Raw genomic sequence first — 18,305 nt, forward strand, 5'->3', positions numbered from 1 at the left:
TGAAACTATCTTAAATTATTTAAACGCTCTGCTTGACTTAAAACATCTGTAATGCGTACGCCGAAGTTTTCATCAATAACAACAACTTCGCCCTTTGCAATTAAACGACTATTTACTAGAATATCAACTGGTTCCCCTGCTAATTTATCTAATTCAATAATCGATCCACTAGCTAGTTCTAAAATCTCTTTAACAGAACGTTTCGTACGTCCTAACTCTACAGTAACTTGCAATGGAATATCAAGTAGCATATTTAAATTTCTAGCCTCAGATTGAGAGATTACATTTGGATCAAAGCTAGCAAACTGTGCCTGTTGAACATTTACAGGTTGTACTGGTCTTTGTTGCGTATGAATTTGTTGCTGCTCTTGATACATTGGTTGCTGCTCTTGATACATCGGCTGTTGCACTGGCGTTGCTGGTTGTTGATATACAGGTTGCTGTGCTGGTGGCGCTGTATGTTGAACAGGTGGTGGTGCGATAGGCGCTTCTGGAGCAATTGTGGCTGCAACTGGCTCTTCAATCGCCTCTGTTTCTCCTAATAATGACTTTACAATGTTTTGACTAAACTTAAGCGGTAATAATTGCATTAAGTTTGAATCAATTAAATTACCAATTCGAAGTCGGAATGAAACTTTTACAAGTAAATCATCTTCAGGAATATTATCTCGACCTTCATTTTGTGAAATATTCATTAAGTCGATTGTCGGTGGCGAAATATCCACTTTTTTGTTGAATACCGTCGACATCGATGTAGCAGCTGAACCCATCATTTGATTCATTGCTTCTTGCACTGCGCTTAGCTGAATTTCACCTAAGTCAGGTTTAGGATTTAAGCCGTCCCCACCTAACATTAAATCTGCAATAATCGCAGCATCTGATTGTTTAATAACAAGTAAGTTCATACCTGTTAAACCGATTGTATATTCAACTTGTACCGCTACATACGGATGAGGAAATTCCTCTTCTAATTTATTGCGGTTAATCATGGAAATACTAGGTGTAGTAATATCTACTTTTTGACCTAATAACGCTGAAAGAGCAGTAGCTGAACTACCAAAAGATATATTTCCTACTTCACCTAGTGCATCTTGAGCAAACGAATCAAGGTAATCCTCTACTCGTATTTCATTTGTTTCTTCTTTTGTAGAAGCTTCGCTGTCGTTTATTCTATCCTCCAACGTTTCGCCCCTTAATAACGCTTCAATTTCTTCTTGGGAGAGCATTTCATCACTCATCTTCGTCTCCTCCTTTCAAAGGGTCGATAATCTGGATTGCTAATTTTTTACCCTGTTTTCCGGGTTGTACTGTGAATTTAGGCAATGTACCTACTTTCAGCAGTAAAGGATCATCAATTTTTTGTTCTAATTGAATAACATCACCGATTTGCATCATCAGGAAGTCTTCAATTGTGATATCCGTAACACCTAACTCTACAGAAAGAGGTAATCTAGCTTGTTTAACACGTGTTTCAAGCATTTTTGTTTGCTCAGGTGACATCTCTTTTGTATTTGTTTGCATCCAATAACGTACAGATAGATTCGGTACGATTGGCTCCAATACAACATGCGGGATACAAATATTAATCATACCGCTTGTCTCACCAATAATTGTATTCAAAGAAATGACGACTACCGTTTCATTTGGTGAAATCATTTGTAAAAATTGAGGATTTACCTCAAGTTCTACTAGAATCGGGTCGATTTCAGCAACATTTTCCCATGCTTCGCGTAAATTGTCGAATGAACGTTCGAAGAGATTTGTCATAATTTTAGTTTCAATTTCAGTTAAGTTATCAACATTACTATGACTCGCTCCACTACCCCCCATTAAACGATCCAACATCGAATAGGCAATGTTTGGGTTTATTTCCATCAATATATTACCATCAAGCGGTGGCACTTCAAACACATTAATGAGCGTCATATTCGGAATTGATCGAACAAACTCTTCAAAGGGTATTTGGTCTACTGATGCTACTGTAATTTGCACGTAGCTTCTTAACTGTGCAGAAAAGAAGGTAGTTAGTAATCGTGCAAAATTCTCATGTATTCGGGTCAAACTTCGGATTTGATCTTTAGAGAAGCGCAACGCTCGCTTAAAGTCATAAACTTTAACCTTTCGTACCTCGTCCTCTTTTTTCATGTCATCCGCTGACATTTCTCCGGTCGAGATTGCGGAAAGTAGCGCATCTATCTCCGATTGGGATAACACATCTCCTGCCATTTGCCCACCTCCATTTCAAGCAGTTTCTAATTTTTATTGAAAGATGTAGGAGGTAATATATACTTGTTGAATTTCTCCCTCTTGCATCAATTCATTTAACTGTGTTTTTAATGCCTTTTCAAACATTATTTTTCCTGCCTTGCCATCCAAATCTTTTTGCTCCATTTCTGAAAGCTCTTGAATAATTAAATTATTCGTTTGGAAATCACGCTTCTTTAACTCTTCAGCAGCGTCCTTGCTAGAAGTTTGGATTTTTAGCGTCATGCGCACTACCCTTTTATCAGCAAGATTTGTCATAATTTCAGGAACATCAACAGATGCTTCTACAATATCGTCTATTGATGGTTCAAGAGATGCTGCAGGCTTATTGAATTGAGTAAATAATACAAACGCAATAACTCCAATAAGTATAATCGCCACTAGTACGATGATGATCATCGTTAATACTTTATTATTCTTCATCTTCTTCACCTCGTAGATGCGGGTTTGATAGTACTTGTATATTGTTATAAAAGGCTGTTACCTTTTGTCGCACCTCATCTTCACTCTGTAACACAATAATTTTTGTTCCAGTTGTTAAAGTAATAGTCGTATCTGGAAAAGATTCGACAGTTTCTATGTATAAAGCATTCAGTGTAAATGCTTTGCCATTTAGTCTTGTTAGTTCAATCATTGAAATAGGGCCGGTCTAGCATGAGAGCCGGCCCGACCCTCCCTCATATTGAAAATTATGTTTTAGAGCTCAAACGCATCTACAACTAACCCTTTACGGATTCGCTAAAATTACACTAGCATACATTTAGTAGTTTAATATCTTAACGCGTAACCTTATAGATTCTTGCGTTCAAGACTAGAAATAACTAATTACTATCGTTTTAAGTTTACTAATTCTTGTAGAACTTCATCTGATGTAGTGATAATACGTGTATTTGCTTGGAATCCACGCTGTGCTACAATCATCTCTGTAAATTCTTCTGAAAGATCGACATTGGACATTTCAAGCGCCCCTGCCGTAATTGAACCCATACCAGCTACTGTTGCTACTTGGCCATAAGGTTGACCTGAGTTGGCTGTTACTTGGAAATAGTTACTTCCTACTTTCTCAAGGCCACCAGCATTTGGGAACTTAACCATAACAATTTGACCCGCGTATTGTAAATATCCATTTGCATCTACATATTGAACTGTTCCGTCTTGACCGATACTTACAGATTTAGCTGTTGTCGGGATTTTGATTGGGTTGTTATCTTCAAAAGTAAATGTATCATTTTCCCCTAATAAATCCTCAGTTTCACCGTTCAGCGGGCTTGCTTCTTTATCTGCCTCGGCATTACTTTCAGTAGAGTCAGTTTCATACAATGTATCATTTGCATGACCAACTAAATATTTCCCTTCAGCATTGACTAAATAACCTTCGTTATCCATGTAGAAATTACCTGCACGTGTATAAACAACATTTGTATAGCCTTCTGCAACGCCATCAGTATTTGAAACGGAGTCAGCTACCATAAAGAAGCCTTCACCTTGAATAGCTAAATCCAATGGTCGATCTGTCGTTTGGCGTGAGCCAGAACCGTGAACTGTATCAATTGCCGCAAGTGTTGAACCAAGACCTACTTGTAAAGGGTTTGTACCACCACGAGTAGTAGTTGCAGCTGAAGCACCTGCGCTTGTTTGAGATAGGATGTCTTTGAAAATAACGCGTCCTTTTTTAAATCCATACGTGTTAACATTGGCAATATTATTCCCGATAACATCTAGCTTTGTTTGGAAGTTTTTAAGACCTGAAATACCTGAATACATAGAACGTAACATAAGTTGTCGTTCTCCCTTCATTTTTTGAATTGCGTGCCTCTATCAGTCAGCACACATAGGCTTCCTTACATTAAGAAGGTCCAGCCTTAAAGCACGATTGTGCCATCAATATTAGTAAACAGTTGTTGCTTTGCTTCCGTGCGATCCATTGCTGTAATGACAGTAGCATTTTTAGCACTGACAATTAGAGCCGCTTGATCCATCAAGACTAATGGTTGTTTGACACCTTTTGAATGTGCCTCAAATACCTTGTCAGATACAACCCGCCATTCCTGTTCAGTAATCGCAATATTACGCTCTTTAATGCGTTCATTTGCATGCTTACTTACTTTTAGCTCCTGTTGATTCGTTGCCTCTTGTAAATGAGCACTAAACGATTGCTGGGTATTGATAGGTGTAGTTTGCGTTTGACGAATAGTTGGATGCAATGGGACACGATGAATTGAAAATTTATCCATCTTTCTCCACCACCTTTATTCGCTTATTACTGTAAATTCTTTCCCTGCTAGTTTTTTACCATTATCTAATTCGTAATAAATAATACCATCTTTGTTTGATACAGAGACGATACGCCCTTGTACATCTTGCTCTCCGTCATTGTAAGTGACATTTTTGCCAATTAGCTTACTCGCTTGTACAAGTGGTGATTCAGTTGATGTATTGCTCTCACCTGTACTTGTATCTTTATTACCTAAAATCGCTGAAATGTTTCCAGGATAGATTTCCTTGCCATCATCTAAAATAAATACTGCTTCTCCATCAACAAATTTTAATGATTGGATAACGCCCGTACCTTCATTTATAACTGGCTTATTATCTTTATCTACTTCTTCTGTAAGTTCATGCCATTTTACTTCTTTTCCAACAAATGATGTATAGTTCATAAGCTGCGTTTGTTGTTGCGACATCAGTAATGACTCCATTGCCTTTGTCATATTTTGCATTTGCTCCAAAGATGAGAACTGCGCCATTTGTGCAATGAAATCACGGTCATCCATAGGGTTTGTTGGATCCTGATGCTGTAATTGTGTAATCAATAGTTTTAAAAATGCATCTTTACCAAGTTCACTATTACCAGTTTGTTTTGTTGGTGCAGTATAGTTGGAATAGTAAAGGTCATTTGTAATTTTATCTGCCACGTTTACACCTCCTCGTTTTCTAAATAATCATTAAAGGACATACCATCTTCGCTGTCCTCTTTTTGCTGCTCTTGTTCTTCTTGCTGCTGTTGCCTAAAGAAGTTATTAAAGAAATTTTGATCACGTTGTTGTCTATCAGCATCCTGCAACGATTGCGCAATATCGAGTCGATCAACTTGGATGTTTTGCTGGACAAAGGCTTGCTTTAATTGGTGCGCTTGACTGTCAAGAAGCTCACGCCCATGTGCAGTTGAAGCTAGTAATCGAGCTGTTAAAACACCGTCATTTTGTACAAGTTCGATTCGAATGGTACCTAGATTTTCAGGATACAATTTTAACGTTAAACGCGTAATCCCTTGTGCATTCGAAATTTGAGCCTTATTGATGATTGCCTGCATTTCTTTCAGTAAAGCTTCCGACTGCGCTGGTTTAGCTGCTGGTAAAGTAACTTGGAATGTATCAGCTTTGGTTTGTACTGTATTAGCCGTCACCATTTCATTAGCACTTGTATCAGATTGTTTTGTCACTTGCACTTGTTGAATAACTTGCTGGAAACCTTGCAACGGTAATGTAACGGTTGTTTTTGTTGTAACTTGCTGCGCAGTTTGAATAGTTTCAACTTGTGTTTGTAACGCTGTTAAAAAATTATTAACGTTTGACAGTACATTTTCTTGAGACATCGTCAAATCCGATTTTTGACCAACTAACTGTGCTAATTTTAATACTTGTAGTAGCTTCGTAGCATCTTCTGAAGGTACTTGCCCTTCACCTTGCAACGCAGATACAATTTGCGTCTGTAACAATGGAGCTTGAGCGTCTACTAAAGCTAAAAGCTCCCATACATCGCTCGCTTGCTGATCTTCATTTAGTAATTGTTGAACCAATTTTTCTATTTGCTCTTTATCAACATTCAATGCAGCCATTAAATTTTCTAAATTTAACATTTCATCCATAGCTACTGCTTTGCCATCTTCCCCAACTTGAAGCATTAACAAGCCTTCATCATGTGGAATTTCTAGTAAATCTAGTAATTCTTCGATAGATTGACTATTTAACACCTTATCTAGCTCCGCTAACTTATCGTCACCTTGAGTATTATTACTTTGAGATGTTTTATTTTGTTGATTTGTTGAAGCAACAGCTTGTCCAAATACAGAACCAAATTTAGATATTTTATCTTTATCTGCTCCAGCATTTGTTTTCATCTCAGAACTGTTTGTTGACACAGCTTTCGAAGTAGCAGTACTTGGCTTCGTAGTATTTGGAGCACTCATGTTCATCAATGCAATATTCATGTTTTCACCTCCTTTACAAAAATGTTTTTTATTGTTTAGCCATCATTTCTGTATACTTTGCAGCATCTTGCGGATCCATTTTTTCTAGAATCGCTGCTAACTTATCCGGTTTCAAGCTCGATAAAATACGAAGTGCCTGTGCATCACTCATTTTTATAAGAACAGGTGCTGCCGCTTTAGGAGACATCTTATCAAAAGTAGACAAAATATCATTAAAGTCACGTTTCACATCATCTTGCTCTCTTTTTAATTTTTCAATTTCAAAGAGTAATCGCTCTTGCTCCGTCAGTAACTTTTCTTTTTCATTTGTAGTTGTATCTAATTTACTTTGCAATTGTGCAATTTCTGCTTCTTTTTCTTGTATTTCTGCCTGTAAGCCTACTACCTTGGAATCATCAATAACAAGGGCATCTTTTGCTTGTTGTTCTTCCGATTCAACAAAAGGTAGGTTACTTACTGCCTTTTTTCCTAAATCAAAGACGTTCGTATCCATTAACGTTGCCACAACGAGTAACACCGCTACCACGAACATAACAGGTATTAATATCCAGATGAAAAACTTTTGGAAACCTCCTGATTTACGTGTTGGCTGTTGTACTTCTAATTCAGTTTTAATACGGCTATCTCTTTTTGCCATGAAATCACCTGATTTCTTTCTTGAAATACGTAAGTGAAGATATTTCATCTAAAAATATGCTCTCAATGCGATCTTGTTCTTGTTGAAAAGACTTAAAATCTTTTTCGCGCATTTTTTCAAATTTACGTACTTCCAAGTTTTTTTCTAATAGTTTTTCTTCGTGCCAATTCATTTTTGAACGCGCCTGCACAACTTTTTGTTGCACATCCGCAATTGTCTTTTCAAGGCTATCAATAAAACGAGCATAGTGATGAATTTCCTCTATTGATGACCCTACAACTAAACGTTTCTGCTGAAATTCTATTAAATCCTCTTTCTTTTTCAGCAAGTCATAGAGCTTTGTTGCAACCTCTTCAAAAGAACGAACAGATTCCTTGTAGGCAATTTCAGTCTCGTTTTTTTCTTGCTCTCGAATGGTTAATACTTTTTCAAAACGATACATATAACTGACCATCCTACCTGCCACCACCGTTCGATAATGTAATTAACTCATTCTTACTTTCCTCAAGTGTCACCTTATCTAAATACCCTTGCTTTAAATAAGCTGTAATGAGTGGTTCATAATAAATTGCTTCATCAATTTCTTTTGAAGTCCCACGTTTATATGCACCGATATTTATTAAATCCTCTGATTTGTCATATGTATAATAGAGTTCCCGTAAACGCTCTGCTGCCTTTTTATGCTCCGGCTCTGCCACATGATTCATCAAACGACTGACACTTTTTAGCACATTAATAGCTGGATATTGACCTTTATTTGCAAGGTTTCGATCAAGTACAATATGACCATCTAAAATACCACGAACAGTATCAGCAATTGGCTCGTTCATATCGTCGCCATCTACTAATACCGTATAAAAGGCTGTAATAGAGCCTTTTTCATTTGTTCCAGTCCGTTCTAATAACTTTGGTAAAATCGCAAATACAGAAGGTGTATAACCCTTCTGAGCAGGTGGTTCTCCGGTCGCAAGTCCGATCTCACGTTGAGCCATTGCAACCCGCGTTACGGAGTCCATCATTAACATCACATTTAAGCCACGATTTCTAAAGTATTCTGCAATCGCTGTCGCTGTAAATGCTCCTTTAATACGCATAAGTGCGGGTTGGTCTGAGGTGGCTGCGACCACTATGGAACGGCTTAAACCTTCAGGTCCTAGATCTCGTTCAATAAATTCACGCACCTCACGACCACGCTCACCAACCAATGCAATAACATTTAAGTCAGCTTGCGTATTACGCGCAATCATACCTAAAAGTGTACTTTTACCGACACCAGAGCCAGCGAAAATACCTACACGTTGTCCATTACCGACAGTTAGCATACCATCAATCGCTTTTACACCCACCTCAAGTCGTTCATTTATTGGTGGACGAGTAAGTGGATTAGGCGGATCTTGCTCAGTAGGTACTGACATTAAACCCTTCGGTAACAATGTACCATCTATCGGATTTCCCATTGAATCTAGTACTTTACCAATTAGCTCTGGTCCAACTTTAATTTCAAGAGGTGCTCCTGTTCCTTCTACTAAGCAACCAATTGATATTTCACGGAGCGAGGTGAAGGGCATTAAAACTACTATTTCATCTTTAAACCCAACGACCTCTGCTAAAATGATTTGATGTCCGTTTTTCGACGTTTCAACATGAATTTTACATACATCACCGATGGAACTATCAGGACCTTGCGACTCAATCATTAAGCCGACAACTCTCGTTACTCTACCAAACTTCTTAAAAGTCGGTATATTAGGAATTTGTTCGATTAATTGAGCCGTTTTCATCTAGATCATTCCTTACTTTCTAATATTTCATGTAGCTTTAATCTTAATTCATTTAATTGCTCGTCAATACTAACAACAATTCGACCGTGATTTGTTTCTATATAACAATCTGTTTCTTTTTCGAAATCTTCATCTACAAAAATCATAAATGGTACATCTGTTGGGAACATTTCTGCCAATTCATCGCGATTCGATGTAATTAAACCATAGTATGTAGGAGAAACGTAGATTTTTATTTCCTTCATCTCTCTCGCTTCTTTAAGCCCTCTTTGAACGATTGATAGAAACAGTTCATCGTTTTGCTCTAACGAAGTCCCAATAATACGTTGCGCAGCAGTTAAACCTAGTTCCAAAATAATTGCTTCTTGGTCATCGATATATTTTTTTGCATTTTCCCCTGCTTGAGCGATGATTTCATTCGCTGTTTGAAGGGATTGTGCCATTGCTTCAGTGGCTCTATTTGTACCATCCTCATAACCTTGACCATACCCTTCATCATACGCTTCTTGTACGCGATTTGGGCGTTCTTCTTCCCAGCTTTGTTTCATATGCTCAATTTCTTGGAAGTGCATTTGCTTCTCTTGTTCAAAAGCTTCTCGTTCTACTTGAATTTTAGCTCTAGCCTCTTCAAGTAATCGATCACGTTCTGCAAATACATCTTCCATTGTCATATGATAATGGGATGTTTCATCTGTATCCATTTCGGGTAATTCAAACATATCACGAATTTGTATCTTCTTTACATTATCGCCATTGGACTGTGTATATACAGAACGGATGATTCTAGACAATGACGTCATCTCCTCCACCACGTGCAATAATAATCTCACCAGCATCCTCTAAGCGGCGAATAACAGCGACAATTCGTGATTGAGCTTCTTCTACGTCACGCAAGCGAACAGGTCCCATAATTTCCATTTCTTCTTTGAAAGTATCGGCCATACGTTGCGACATATTTCGGAAGATAATATCTTTTACTTCTTCGCTTGAAACTTTCATTGAAAGAAGTAAATCTTCGTTTTCACAATCACGAATAACACGCTGAATTGAACGATTGTCGAGCGTCACGATATCTTCGAATACAAACATGCGTTTCTTGATTTCTTCTGCAAGCTCTGGATCTTGAATTTCGAGTGCATCGAGAATCGTCTTCTCTGTTTGTCTGTCAACACCATTTAATACTTCAACGACTGCATCAATACCACCAGTTTCTGTGTAATCTTGCGTAACAGTGGATGATAGTTTTCGTTCCAATACAGATTCAATTTCACTAATTACTTCTGGTGAAGTTGATTCCATCATTGCAATACGTTTAGCAATATCTGCTTGTACTTCTTGCGGTAATGAAGATAAAATAACACCCGCTTGCCCTGCTTCTAAATAAGATAGAATAAGAGCAATTGTTTGTGGATGTTCATTTTGAATAAAGTTAAATATTTGAGCAGGATCTGCTCGACGTGCAAAGTCGAACGGTCGCACTTGTAAAGAGGAAGTCAAACGATTAATAATCGTTTGTGCTTGCTCCATACCTAATGCTTTTTCTAATACCGTCTTCGCGTAACCAATACCACCTTGTGTAATATAATCTTGCGCAAGGGCTATATTGTGAAATTCTTCAATAATTTCTTCTTTGACATTTGCTTCTACTTTTTTAACACTTGATATTTCTAACGTTAAACGTTCGATTTCTTCCTCAGTTAAATGTTTATAGACAGAAGCTGAAACCTCAGGCCCTAGTGAAATTAACAAGAGTGCGGCCTTTTGTTTTCCGGTTAATTCCTTATCTTTCTTGGACACAGCAGAACCTCCTAGTTAGTCTTCCGCAATCCAACTACGCAGTAACTTTGCAAAATCATCAGGCTTATCTTTCGCCATTTTTTCAAGTTGCTTACGACGCATTGTAGCTTCCGTTTCAATTTCTTCATTAATATCATCAATTATCAATTCTTCTTGTTCTTCTAGGATACTAAGCTCTTCTTCTTCTTTCGCACGTTTACGTGAACGGATGATGAAGAATGCCAGTAATAGAATAACAGCCAGTAAAATGCCTCCAACTACCCAAACCCACCATGGAATAACAGGTGTCTCAGGAGCAGTATCTGCCACTTTACCATTTAAAGGTTGGACTGAAACAGCCACTTTTTCATCTATTTGATCTTGTGTAAGTTCAGCAGCTACATCTTTTGAGATTGTTGTACGAACAATAGTACTTAAAATTTTCTCAATGTCTTGTCGAACACCATCTGGTAGAGATGCTGCGTCAGCAGCTGTTGGTGGCTCAACAATTACTTGGATACCGATATCTTGAATTTTATAAGGTGCCTCTTGAATATCTTTACGAATACGGTTGACGTCATTATTGATTGTTTCTTCCGTACGTTCGTAATCTCCATCTCCCGATGTACCTTCATTGTAAGTAGTGAAATTATCTGTTGTTGTTTCAGCTTCAGGTGTACCTGTTGCTGGGTTGCCAGTACCAGAATACTGCTCTGTAATACGTTGGGCGCTAATCGCAATCCCTTCCATATTCTCTTCATCAACTGGTGTCACTAAATTTTCTTCACGATTTTCCTTTTTAAAGTCAATATCTGTCGTAACAGAAACGATGACTTTATCTTGTCCCATTAAAGTACCTAGCATATTTTGCACTTGACGTTGCAAGTCACGTTCTACCAATTTCTTCATTTGCAATTGGCCTTCAGCTGTTGTTGTAGAAGTACCATCTGTCGATGTAGCATTCAAATCAAAGTACTCTGAATATTGGTTAGAGATAACAATATTATCCGTATTTAAGTTTGGGATACTTTTTGCTACTAAGTTGTACATAGTGGCAATTTGTTGCTCTGTAAATTTATAGCCAGGATCTGTGTTCAATACAATGGATGCAGTTGCATCTTCTTTTACATCTTTTATGAAGACTCCTTCTTCAGGAAGAGTAATCATAACTTTTGCATCTTTCACGCCTTCTAGATTTTTTATTAGTTTAGCAATTTCTGTTTCAGTCGCAGCTTTTTTCAATAAATTAAATTCGTTGTCTGTCATACCGAAACCAGAGCTATTAGCAAATGAGTAATCGATCGTTCCAGTTTGAGGATAACCATCGGATGCTAGTTGCACCAATAATGAATCGACTTGTTCTTCGGGTACTAATATGGACGTTCCACCTGGAGCAATCTCATATTTTACGCCTTGAGAATCCAAAGCTTCTTTTACTTGGCCGATTTCTCTTGTCGATAAATCTTTATAAAGCGGAACATATGTAGTTTTTGTTGCAAAAAATGTAATGATAGCTGCAAGTAATATTACACCTACTAAAGAACTAATCATTACTATTTTTTGTGTTTTACTCCGACTTGTCCAAAATTGGCTGGTGTCGTTTTTTATTTTCGTCAATCGTTCATTCATTATGAATCCTCCGGTTATAGTGAATAACCTAGCAATCAATAATTCGCGATAATAGTGGAATCCCATGAAAACTAATACTCTAAAAACTTTGTTTCCACGGGAAGCCTAACGAAATGAATTGGTGGCTTACTTCACCAATTCATTCTAATTAGACACTCATTCGCATTATTTCTTGGTAAGCTTCAATCACCTTATTGCGAACTTCAATTGTTGCGTTTAATGTAATGCTCGCCTTTTGAGATGCAATCATTACTTCGTGCAACTCCACATCTCCACCAGTAATTAGCTTTTGTGTAAGATTATCAGAAGTAATTTGCTGATCATTCACTTTCGCTATTGCCTCTTTTAACGAATTCGCAAAGCTTTGCTGGGCTTCGTAAGGTGTTGTATTTAATTTGTTTGTTTGATTTACAACCTGGGTAGGTGTCATTAGTGAAACGGACGAAATTGCCATTATGTATCCATCCTTTCTTTTTTATTATTTACCGATTTCTAACGCTTTTGTTAGCATAGACTTATTTGCATTTAAAACAGTTATGTTTGCCTCATATGAACGAGTAGCAGACATTAAATCTACCATTTCTTTTAATGGGTCAACATTCGGCATGCTGACATAGCCATCTGCATCTGCATCTGGATGTGTCGGATCATACACTAATTTGAAAGGTGTTTCAGTATCTTCTTTAATTTGCGAAACTTTCACACCATTCCCAACACCGCTTTTTGCATTTTTACCAATTGCCACATTTAAAAAATTCGAAAATCGTCCTTCTTGCGCAGAAAAAGTAACAGATTTCCGTCGGTATGGCTCCCACTCCCCGTTTACTTGTTTAGCGCGAGTAGTGTCTACGTTTGCCATATTCGAAGAAATAACATCCATTCGTAAACGCTGTGCCGTTAAGGCAGAGGCAGTAGTATTCATTCCATGAAAAATAGACATTTATTACTTACCTCCTTTAATAACAGTATTAAGCGTATTTAACTTTCCATTTACACGGTCAATCAAAGCATTGTAGTAGATTTGATTTTCCGCTAATTTCGTTTGTTCCGCATCCATATCTACAGCATTACCGTTATTTCGATATCGTAAGTTAGTAACATTATTGACACCTGGTGTCGATTGTTTAATTTCGAAATCATAATGTCTACTATCTGTTCGATATGCCGATATAGAAATTTGCTTCTCATTCTCCAACATATCTTTAAAACTTACATTTTTCGCCTTATAATTTGGTGTATCGACATTCGCAATATTATTTGCGATTGTTTTATGATTCAAAGTTGCATAGGAAAGTCCGTTTTCCAGGCTACTAATAGTTCCTCCAAATAAGTTCAAAACCATTCACCTCATTTAATTTCAATCTATGTACTTCTTAATTTATCCAATAATACAATTGTAATTAAGATGATACGTAGTGTCTATTGTCTTTTGTCATTTTTTAATAGTATATACGCCCTATTTTTTAAGTTTGTTAACCAGGACAAATATGCCCCATCCCTACTGGCACTAGGCCTCAAAGCGTGTCGACTTTTTTCTAGTTATTTTACACTATTTCGACAGTGTTTACTGTATTAGTATCAAATATATCCCTTTTTATTACTACAGAGGGTTGGATTTAAATGACAAAAAGGGATTTTTCGGTAAAAAAAAGTTCCTTTTTACTATTTTAGACGTGACAATATAAAATACTCCTTCTAATTCCGTTGAGAACGTCTATACTTTTCGACAAAAAGGGCTAAAGGTCAGGATATGTCCATATATGGCAGTGATTTTCACTCCAAGTGGACGCTTTTAGGCAGGTTTAGTTTCAATCTTCTCACAACAAATGCCTTTTACCGTTAGCGTTTGCTCATCATGTTAGAGTAATGCGTATTAAACGAGTCTAATAAATGCTTGTCTCGCATCGTTAGCCACCCTTTTTAAAGTTAAAAGACTACAAGAAATAGGAAGTACTTTTTAAAGATTAATTATGTATCATTTTTGTTACAAAGCAAGCCCTACCACCTAGTATTTTGCAGAAACAATACACCGGATATTCACAAAAATGACACATGTACCATTTATGAACAACCGACGCTCGCTCACACAAAGCAGAGTGGTAGGGCTTGCTTTATTAACTATTTGTATAGCTTACGCAAACAGAAAAAGCTCCCTCAACTGGGGAGCTTTTGTTCATTATTTCATTTTAATTTCAGCTAGTGCGTTTAGGAATTTATCGTTTAATACTTTAATGTAAGTTCCTTTCATCCCTAGTGAACGTGATTCAATTACACCTGCAGATTCAAGTTTACGTAATGCATTTACAATCACTGAACGTGTAATTCCTACGCGGTCTGCAATTTTCGAAGCAACTAATAAGCCTTCGTTACCATCTAGCTCTTCAAAGATATGTTCAATCGCTTCTAATTCACTATATGAAAGTGAGTTAATTGCCATTTGTACTACAGCTTTGCTACGTGCTTCTTCTTCAATTTCTTCAGATTTCTCACGTAAAATTTCCATACCAACTACTGTAGCACCATATTCAGCTAAAATTAAATCATCATCTTCAAATTGAGCTGATAAACGAGCTAAAATTAATGTACCTAAACGTTCACCACCACCAACGATTGGTACGATAGTTGTTAGAGCGCTTTGGAATAAATCTTTATTTTCAACTGGGAACGCAGTATGTTCATTGTTAATATCTAAATTTGAAGATGTTTCAGAAATTGTAAACAAGCTATGTGTATATTCTTCTGGGAATTGACGCTCTTCGAACATTTTTTTCATACGTTCGTTTTCAATTTGTTGGTGAATTGAAATACCTAAAAGCTTCCCTTTACGGCTTACAATATATACGTTGCTATCAATAATGTCCCCTAAAGTGTCAGCCATCTCTTTAAAGTTTACTGGTTTACCCGCAGATGCCTGGAGCATTGAGTTAATTTTTCTTGTTTTTTCTAATAAATTCATTATATGTTCCTCCTATAAATTATCCATACCGTATTTAGTTAATATTCTAAAGTTTTTTGCAATTGAATGGTACTAACAAGCCTCGCCTACAATATAAACTGTGACAAATCTTTGTTTTTTACAATACCAGCCAATTTTTGGTCAACATAAGCAGCTGTAATTTCAATTTGAGCTGGAGCAATTTCAGACGCTTCAAACGATAATTCTTCTAGCAAACGCTCTAAAATTGTGTGTAATCGACGTGCCCCGATATTATCTGTTTCTTGATTGACCTCTGTTGCGATTTCTGCAATTCGTTCAATTGCATCTTCTGCAAAATTGATTGCTACACCTTCTGTTTCTAATAACGCTTTATATTGCAAAATAAGCGATTGATCTGGTTCTTTTAAAATACGAACAAAATCTTGCTTCGTTAATTTTTCAAGTTCTACACGAATTGGGAATCGTCCTTGTAATTCTGGAATCAAATCTGACGGTTTAGACATGTGGAAAGCTCCTGCAGCAACAAAAAGCATATAGTCTGTTTTAACCGCACCATATTTCGTAGTGACAGTTGAACCTTCAACAATTGGTAAAATATCGCGCTGGACACCCTCACGTGAAACACTAGCAGAAGAGTTCGTATCTTTGCTTGCGATTTTATCAATTTCATCAATGAAAATAATCCCAGATTGTTCTGCTCTAGTAATAGCCTCTTGCGACACCTCATCTGCGTCAATAAGCTTATTTGCTTCCTCAATTATTAAAATACGACGCGCATCTTTTACTTGCACACGGCGCTTTTTCTGTTTTTTAGGCATTAAGCTTGATAACATATCTTGCATACCGCTATTGGCAGACATATCCATCCCTGTACCTTGTAATGCGTCAAAAATCGAAGGATTTTGTTCAGTAACTTCAACAGTAACCCATTCATTTTCTAATTTGCCATTGCGTAAATCAATAGCGATTTGCGCACGTTTTGAGCGTACTTCCGTTTCATCAGAAGATGTATCATCATGCGTTTGTTGTTCTTTGCCACCAAATAACATTTCAAACGGATTTTGCATAGCTTGTTTTTTACGTAAAGAAGGGACAAGTAATTTTACAATGGCTTCATTTGCTAACTCTTCCGCTTGCTCCTTCACAGACTCCATCATTTCTTCCTTCACGAGACGATGGGAAGCCTCCACAACATCGCGGACCATTGACTCAACATCACGTCCAACATAGCCCACTTCTGTAAATTTCGTTGCTTCAACCTTTACGAACGGCGCATTCGTTAGTTTTGCAATTCTCCTTGCAATTTCAGTTTTCCCAACTCCCGTTGGTCCAATCATTAAAATATTTTTAGGAATAACTTCAGCCTTCATATCATCCGCTAGTAGAGAACGACGATAGCGATTTCGTAGCGCAATAGCTACCGCTCTTTTCGCCTCATTTTGCCCTACGATATAACGATCCAAATGCTCAGTAATTTGTCTTGGGGTTAAGTTTTGTGGTGTCATTAGTTAAGTGCCTCCACGATAATATTATGGTTTGTAAATACACAAATTTCAGCGGCAGTTTCTAATGCTGCCTCAGCAATCTCACGGGCAGTCATTGTCTCACCTGCATATTTTTTTAGAGCACGACCTGCTGATAATGCATAATTCCCACCAGAACCAATCGCTAATATACCGTCATCAGGTTCTATAACTTCTCCCGTACCAGACACAAGGAGTAGTGTACTTTTATCCATCACAAGTAACATCGCCTCTAATTGACGTAGCATTTTATCACCACGCCATTGTTTTGCTACTTCTACAGCAGCTCGCTGTAAATTCCCATTATATTCGTTTAATTTCGCTTCGAACATTTCAAAAAGTGTAAAAGCATCGGCTACAGAGCCTGCAAAGCCAGCTAGCACCTGCCCATTAAACAGACGTCTGACCTTCCTAGCAGTACCTTTCATAACAACCGCATTCCCAAGTGTCACTTGACCATCGCCAGCCATAGCGCACCCGCCATTATGATGTACCGCAAATATCGTAGTCGCATGGATTTGTCCCATTTGCCTTCCTCCTTAGCCTCTATTATGCCCTTGGATGGGCATTCATATATGTTTGACGAAGATGCTCATTTGTTACATGCGTATAAACCTGTGTTGAAGTTAAATGCGCGTGGCCCAGTAACTCCTGTACAGTCCGTAAATCTGCGCCATGATTCAGTAAGTGTGTAGCAAAAGTATGGCGAAGCATATGTGGGTATATTTTCGTATGGAGTGAGGTCTTATCAATCATTTCATTTAAAATATGACGTACCCCACGTGGCGTAAGTTCCCCTCCGCGCATATTGACAAATAGTTGCTGATGATTTGTTTGTTTCATCAAACGTGGACGAGCCTGCTCTATGTAGTGCTGTATAGCCACACTCGCAAATTGACCAAATGGTATAATGCGTTCTTTTCTTCCTTTACCCATTACTCGAACAATAGAATAACGGAAATCGATATCCGCTACCATAATGGATGTAAGCTCACTCACCCGAATGCCCGTTGCATATAATAACTCTAAAATAGCCATATTACGCAACGATTTCAAATCATCTCCTACATTCGCATCAAAAAGCTTCATCAATTCTTCTTCATAGAAAAAACTTGGTAAACGTGATTCTTTTTTTGGATGATATAGAGATCGAAAAGCACTATCATCCATGCCGTGCTGTTTATTTAGAAAGCGAAAAAAGGAGCGGATTGATGAAATTTTTCTTGATACAGAAGTTCTTGCTTTCTTTTCATCATACAACTTCGTTACATATAGTCGTGCATGTATATACTCAACACTGGCTAAATCATTAACGCCTTCTGCCTGTAAAAACGCTAAAAAATCTAGTAGGTCTGATTCATATTCTCGCACAGTATGAACAGAGAAGTTTTTTTCTACCTGGATGTAAAGCATAAACTGTTCAAGTGCTTCTTGGGACGAAACTAACATGAAAGATTCACCACCAATGAATTATTCGTAACCTTCTCTCATTACTATTACCAACAAATTCAAATGGTAAAACAAACGTTGCCATTTAAATAAATTT

Annotated in this window: 21 protein-coding genes; all 21 read right to left on the minus strand. The window is 37.5% G+C overall.

Going from position 1 to position 18,305, the window contains the following annotated elements; all coding sequences use genetic code 11:
- Window positions 1–5 precede the first annotated feature (5 nt).
- Window positions 6–1,238, minus strand: a complete 1,233-nt coding sequence (gene fliY / locus ACIP9G_RS14765; protein ID WP_401020372.1) for a flagellar motor switch phosphatase FliY — start codon at window positions 1,236–1,238, stop codon at window positions 6–8.
- Window positions 1,231–2,226, minus strand: a complete 996-nt coding sequence (gene fliM / locus ACIP9G_RS14770; RefSeq protein WP_340825843.1) for a flagellar motor switch protein FliM — start codon at window positions 2,224–2,226, stop codon at window positions 1,231–1,233. The genes fliY and fliM overlap by 8 nt, the downstream gene beginning before the upstream one ends.
- Window positions 2,227–2,259: 33 nt before the next feature.
- A complete protein-coding gene (gene fliL / locus ACIP9G_RS14775; protein ID WP_340825845.1) occupies window positions 2,260–2,688 on the minus strand; it encodes a flagellar basal body-associated protein FliL in 429 nt (142 codons plus the stop codon).
- Entirely contained in the window at window positions 2,678–2,899 is a 222-nt protein-coding gene (locus tag ACIP9G_RS14780; RefSeq protein WP_173477756.1) for a flagellar FlbD family protein, read from the minus strand. Before ACIP9G_RS14780 ends, fliL begins: the two co-directional genes overlap by 11 nt.
- Window positions 2,900–3,093: 194 nt before the next feature.
- Window positions 3,094–4,041 (minus strand): flagellar basal body rod protein FlgG, encoded by a 948-nt coding sequence (gene flgG, locus ACIP9G_RS14785; protein WP_401020375.1) that lies wholly within the window; start codon window positions 4,039–4,041, stop codon window positions 3,094–3,096.
- A gap of 86 nt (window positions 4,042–4,127) precedes the next feature.
- Window positions 4,128–4,499, minus strand: coding sequence for a TIGR02530 family flagellar biosynthesis protein (locus ACIP9G_RS14790; RefSeq protein WP_340825848.1), 372 nt, complete (start codon window positions 4,497–4,499; stop codon window positions 4,128–4,130).
- Between the two features lie 15 nt (window positions 4,500–4,514).
- Window positions 4,515–5,180 carry a flagellar hook assembly protein FlgD gene (gene flgD, locus ACIP9G_RS14795; protein WP_340825849.1) on the minus strand — a complete coding sequence of 222 codons (666 nt, stop codon included), beginning with the start codon at window positions 5,178–5,180 and terminating at the stop codon, window positions 4,515–4,517.
- A gap of 2 nt (window positions 5,181–5,182) precedes the next feature.
- The gene (locus tag ACIP9G_RS14800; protein WP_401020377.1) at window positions 5,183–6,475 is read right to left on the minus strand and encodes a flagellar hook-length control protein FliK; all 1,293 of its coding nucleotides are present in this window, start codon (window positions 6,473–6,475) and stop codon (window positions 5,183–5,185) included.
- 28 nt (window positions 6,476–6,503) lie between these two features.
- Window positions 6,504–7,112 carry a MotE family protein gene (locus ACIP9G_RS14805; RefSeq protein ID WP_340826523.1) on the minus strand — a complete coding sequence of 203 codons (609 nt, stop codon included), beginning with the start codon at window positions 7,110–7,112 and terminating at the stop codon, window positions 6,504–6,506.
- Between the two features lie 4 nt (window positions 7,113–7,116).
- Window positions 7,117–7,566 (minus strand): flagellar export protein FliJ, encoded by a 450-nt coding sequence (gene fliJ / locus ACIP9G_RS14810; protein ID WP_340825852.1) that lies wholly within the window; start codon window positions 7,564–7,566, stop codon window positions 7,117–7,119.
- A gap of 1 nt (window position 7,567) precedes the next feature.
- Window positions 7,568–8,893, minus strand: coding sequence for a flagellar protein export ATPase FliI (gene fliI / locus ACIP9G_RS14815; protein ID WP_340825853.1), 1,326 nt, complete (start codon window positions 8,891–8,893; stop codon window positions 7,568–7,570).
- A 5-nt stretch (window positions 8,894–8,898) separates the two neighbouring features.
- On the minus strand, window positions 8,899–9,684 hold the full coding sequence (fliH, locus tag ACIP9G_RS14820) for a flagellar assembly protein FliH (RefSeq protein WP_401020381.1): 786 nt from the start codon (window positions 9,682–9,684) through the stop codon (window positions 8,899–8,901).
- Complete coding sequence (fliG, locus tag ACIP9G_RS14825) at window positions 9,677–10,690, minus strand: flagellar motor switch protein FliG (RefSeq protein ID WP_173477764.1); 1,014 nt, start codon at window positions 10,688–10,690, stop codon at window positions 9,677–9,679. The genes fliH and fliG overlap by 8 nt, the downstream gene beginning before the upstream one ends.
- A 15-nt stretch (window positions 10,691–10,705) precedes the next feature.
- The gene (gene fliF / locus ACIP9G_RS14830; RefSeq protein ID WP_340825855.1) at window positions 10,706–12,298 is read right to left on the minus strand and encodes a flagellar basal-body MS-ring/collar protein FliF; all 1,593 of its coding nucleotides are present in this window, start codon (window positions 12,296–12,298) and stop codon (window positions 10,706–10,708) included.
- A 148-nt stretch (window positions 12,299–12,446) separates the two neighbouring features.
- Window positions 12,447–12,752: a flagellar hook-basal body complex protein FliE gene (gene fliE / locus ACIP9G_RS14835; protein ID WP_340825856.1), complete on the minus strand. Its 306-nt coding sequence runs from the start codon at window positions 12,750–12,752 to the stop codon at window positions 12,447–12,449.
- A gap of 24 nt (window positions 12,753–12,776) precedes the next feature.
- The gene (flgC, locus tag ACIP9G_RS14840; RefSeq protein ID WP_340825857.1) at window positions 12,777–13,238 is read right to left on the minus strand and encodes a flagellar basal body rod protein FlgC; all 462 of its coding nucleotides are present in this window, start codon (window positions 13,236–13,238) and stop codon (window positions 12,777–12,779) included.
- 3 nt (window positions 13,239–13,241) lie between these two features.
- Window positions 13,242–13,634: a flagellar basal body rod protein FlgB gene (gene flgB, locus ACIP9G_RS14845; protein WP_401020385.1), complete on the minus strand. Its 393-nt coding sequence runs from the start codon at window positions 13,632–13,634 to the stop codon at window positions 13,242–13,244.
- Between the two features lie 840 nt (window positions 13,635–14,474).
- Window positions 14,475–15,254, minus strand: a complete 780-nt coding sequence (gene codY / locus ACIP9G_RS14850) for a GTP-sensing pleiotropic transcriptional regulator CodY (protein ID WP_024362040.1) — start codon at window positions 15,252–15,254, stop codon at window positions 14,475–14,477.
- A gap of 86 nt (window positions 15,255–15,340) precedes the next feature.
- Window positions 15,341–16,741 carry an ATP-dependent protease ATPase subunit HslU gene (gene hslU / locus ACIP9G_RS14855; RefSeq protein WP_340825859.1) on the minus strand — a complete coding sequence of 467 codons (1,401 nt, stop codon included), beginning with the start codon at window positions 16,739–16,741 and terminating at the stop codon, window positions 15,341–15,343.
- On the minus strand, window positions 16,741–17,286 hold the full coding sequence (gene hslV / locus ACIP9G_RS14860) for an ATP-dependent protease subunit HslV (RefSeq protein ID WP_024362042.1): 546 nt from the start codon (window positions 17,284–17,286) through the stop codon (window positions 16,741–16,743). The genes hslU and hslV overlap by 1 nt, the downstream gene beginning before the upstream one ends.
- Before the next feature lie 22 nt (window positions 17,287–17,308).
- Window positions 17,309–18,208 carry a tyrosine recombinase XerC gene (gene xerC, locus ACIP9G_RS14865; protein WP_340825860.1) on the minus strand — a complete coding sequence of 300 codons (900 nt, stop codon included), beginning with the start codon at window positions 18,206–18,208 and terminating at the stop codon, window positions 17,309–17,311.
- Window positions 18,209–18,305: the final 97 nt, after the last annotated feature.

The sequence above is a fragment of the Lysinibacillus sp. NPDC093197 genome (genome assembly GCF_044754025.1).
In the GTDB taxonomy this organism is placed as follows: Bacteria; Bacillota; Bacilli; order Bacillales_A; family Planococcaceae; genus Lysinibacillus.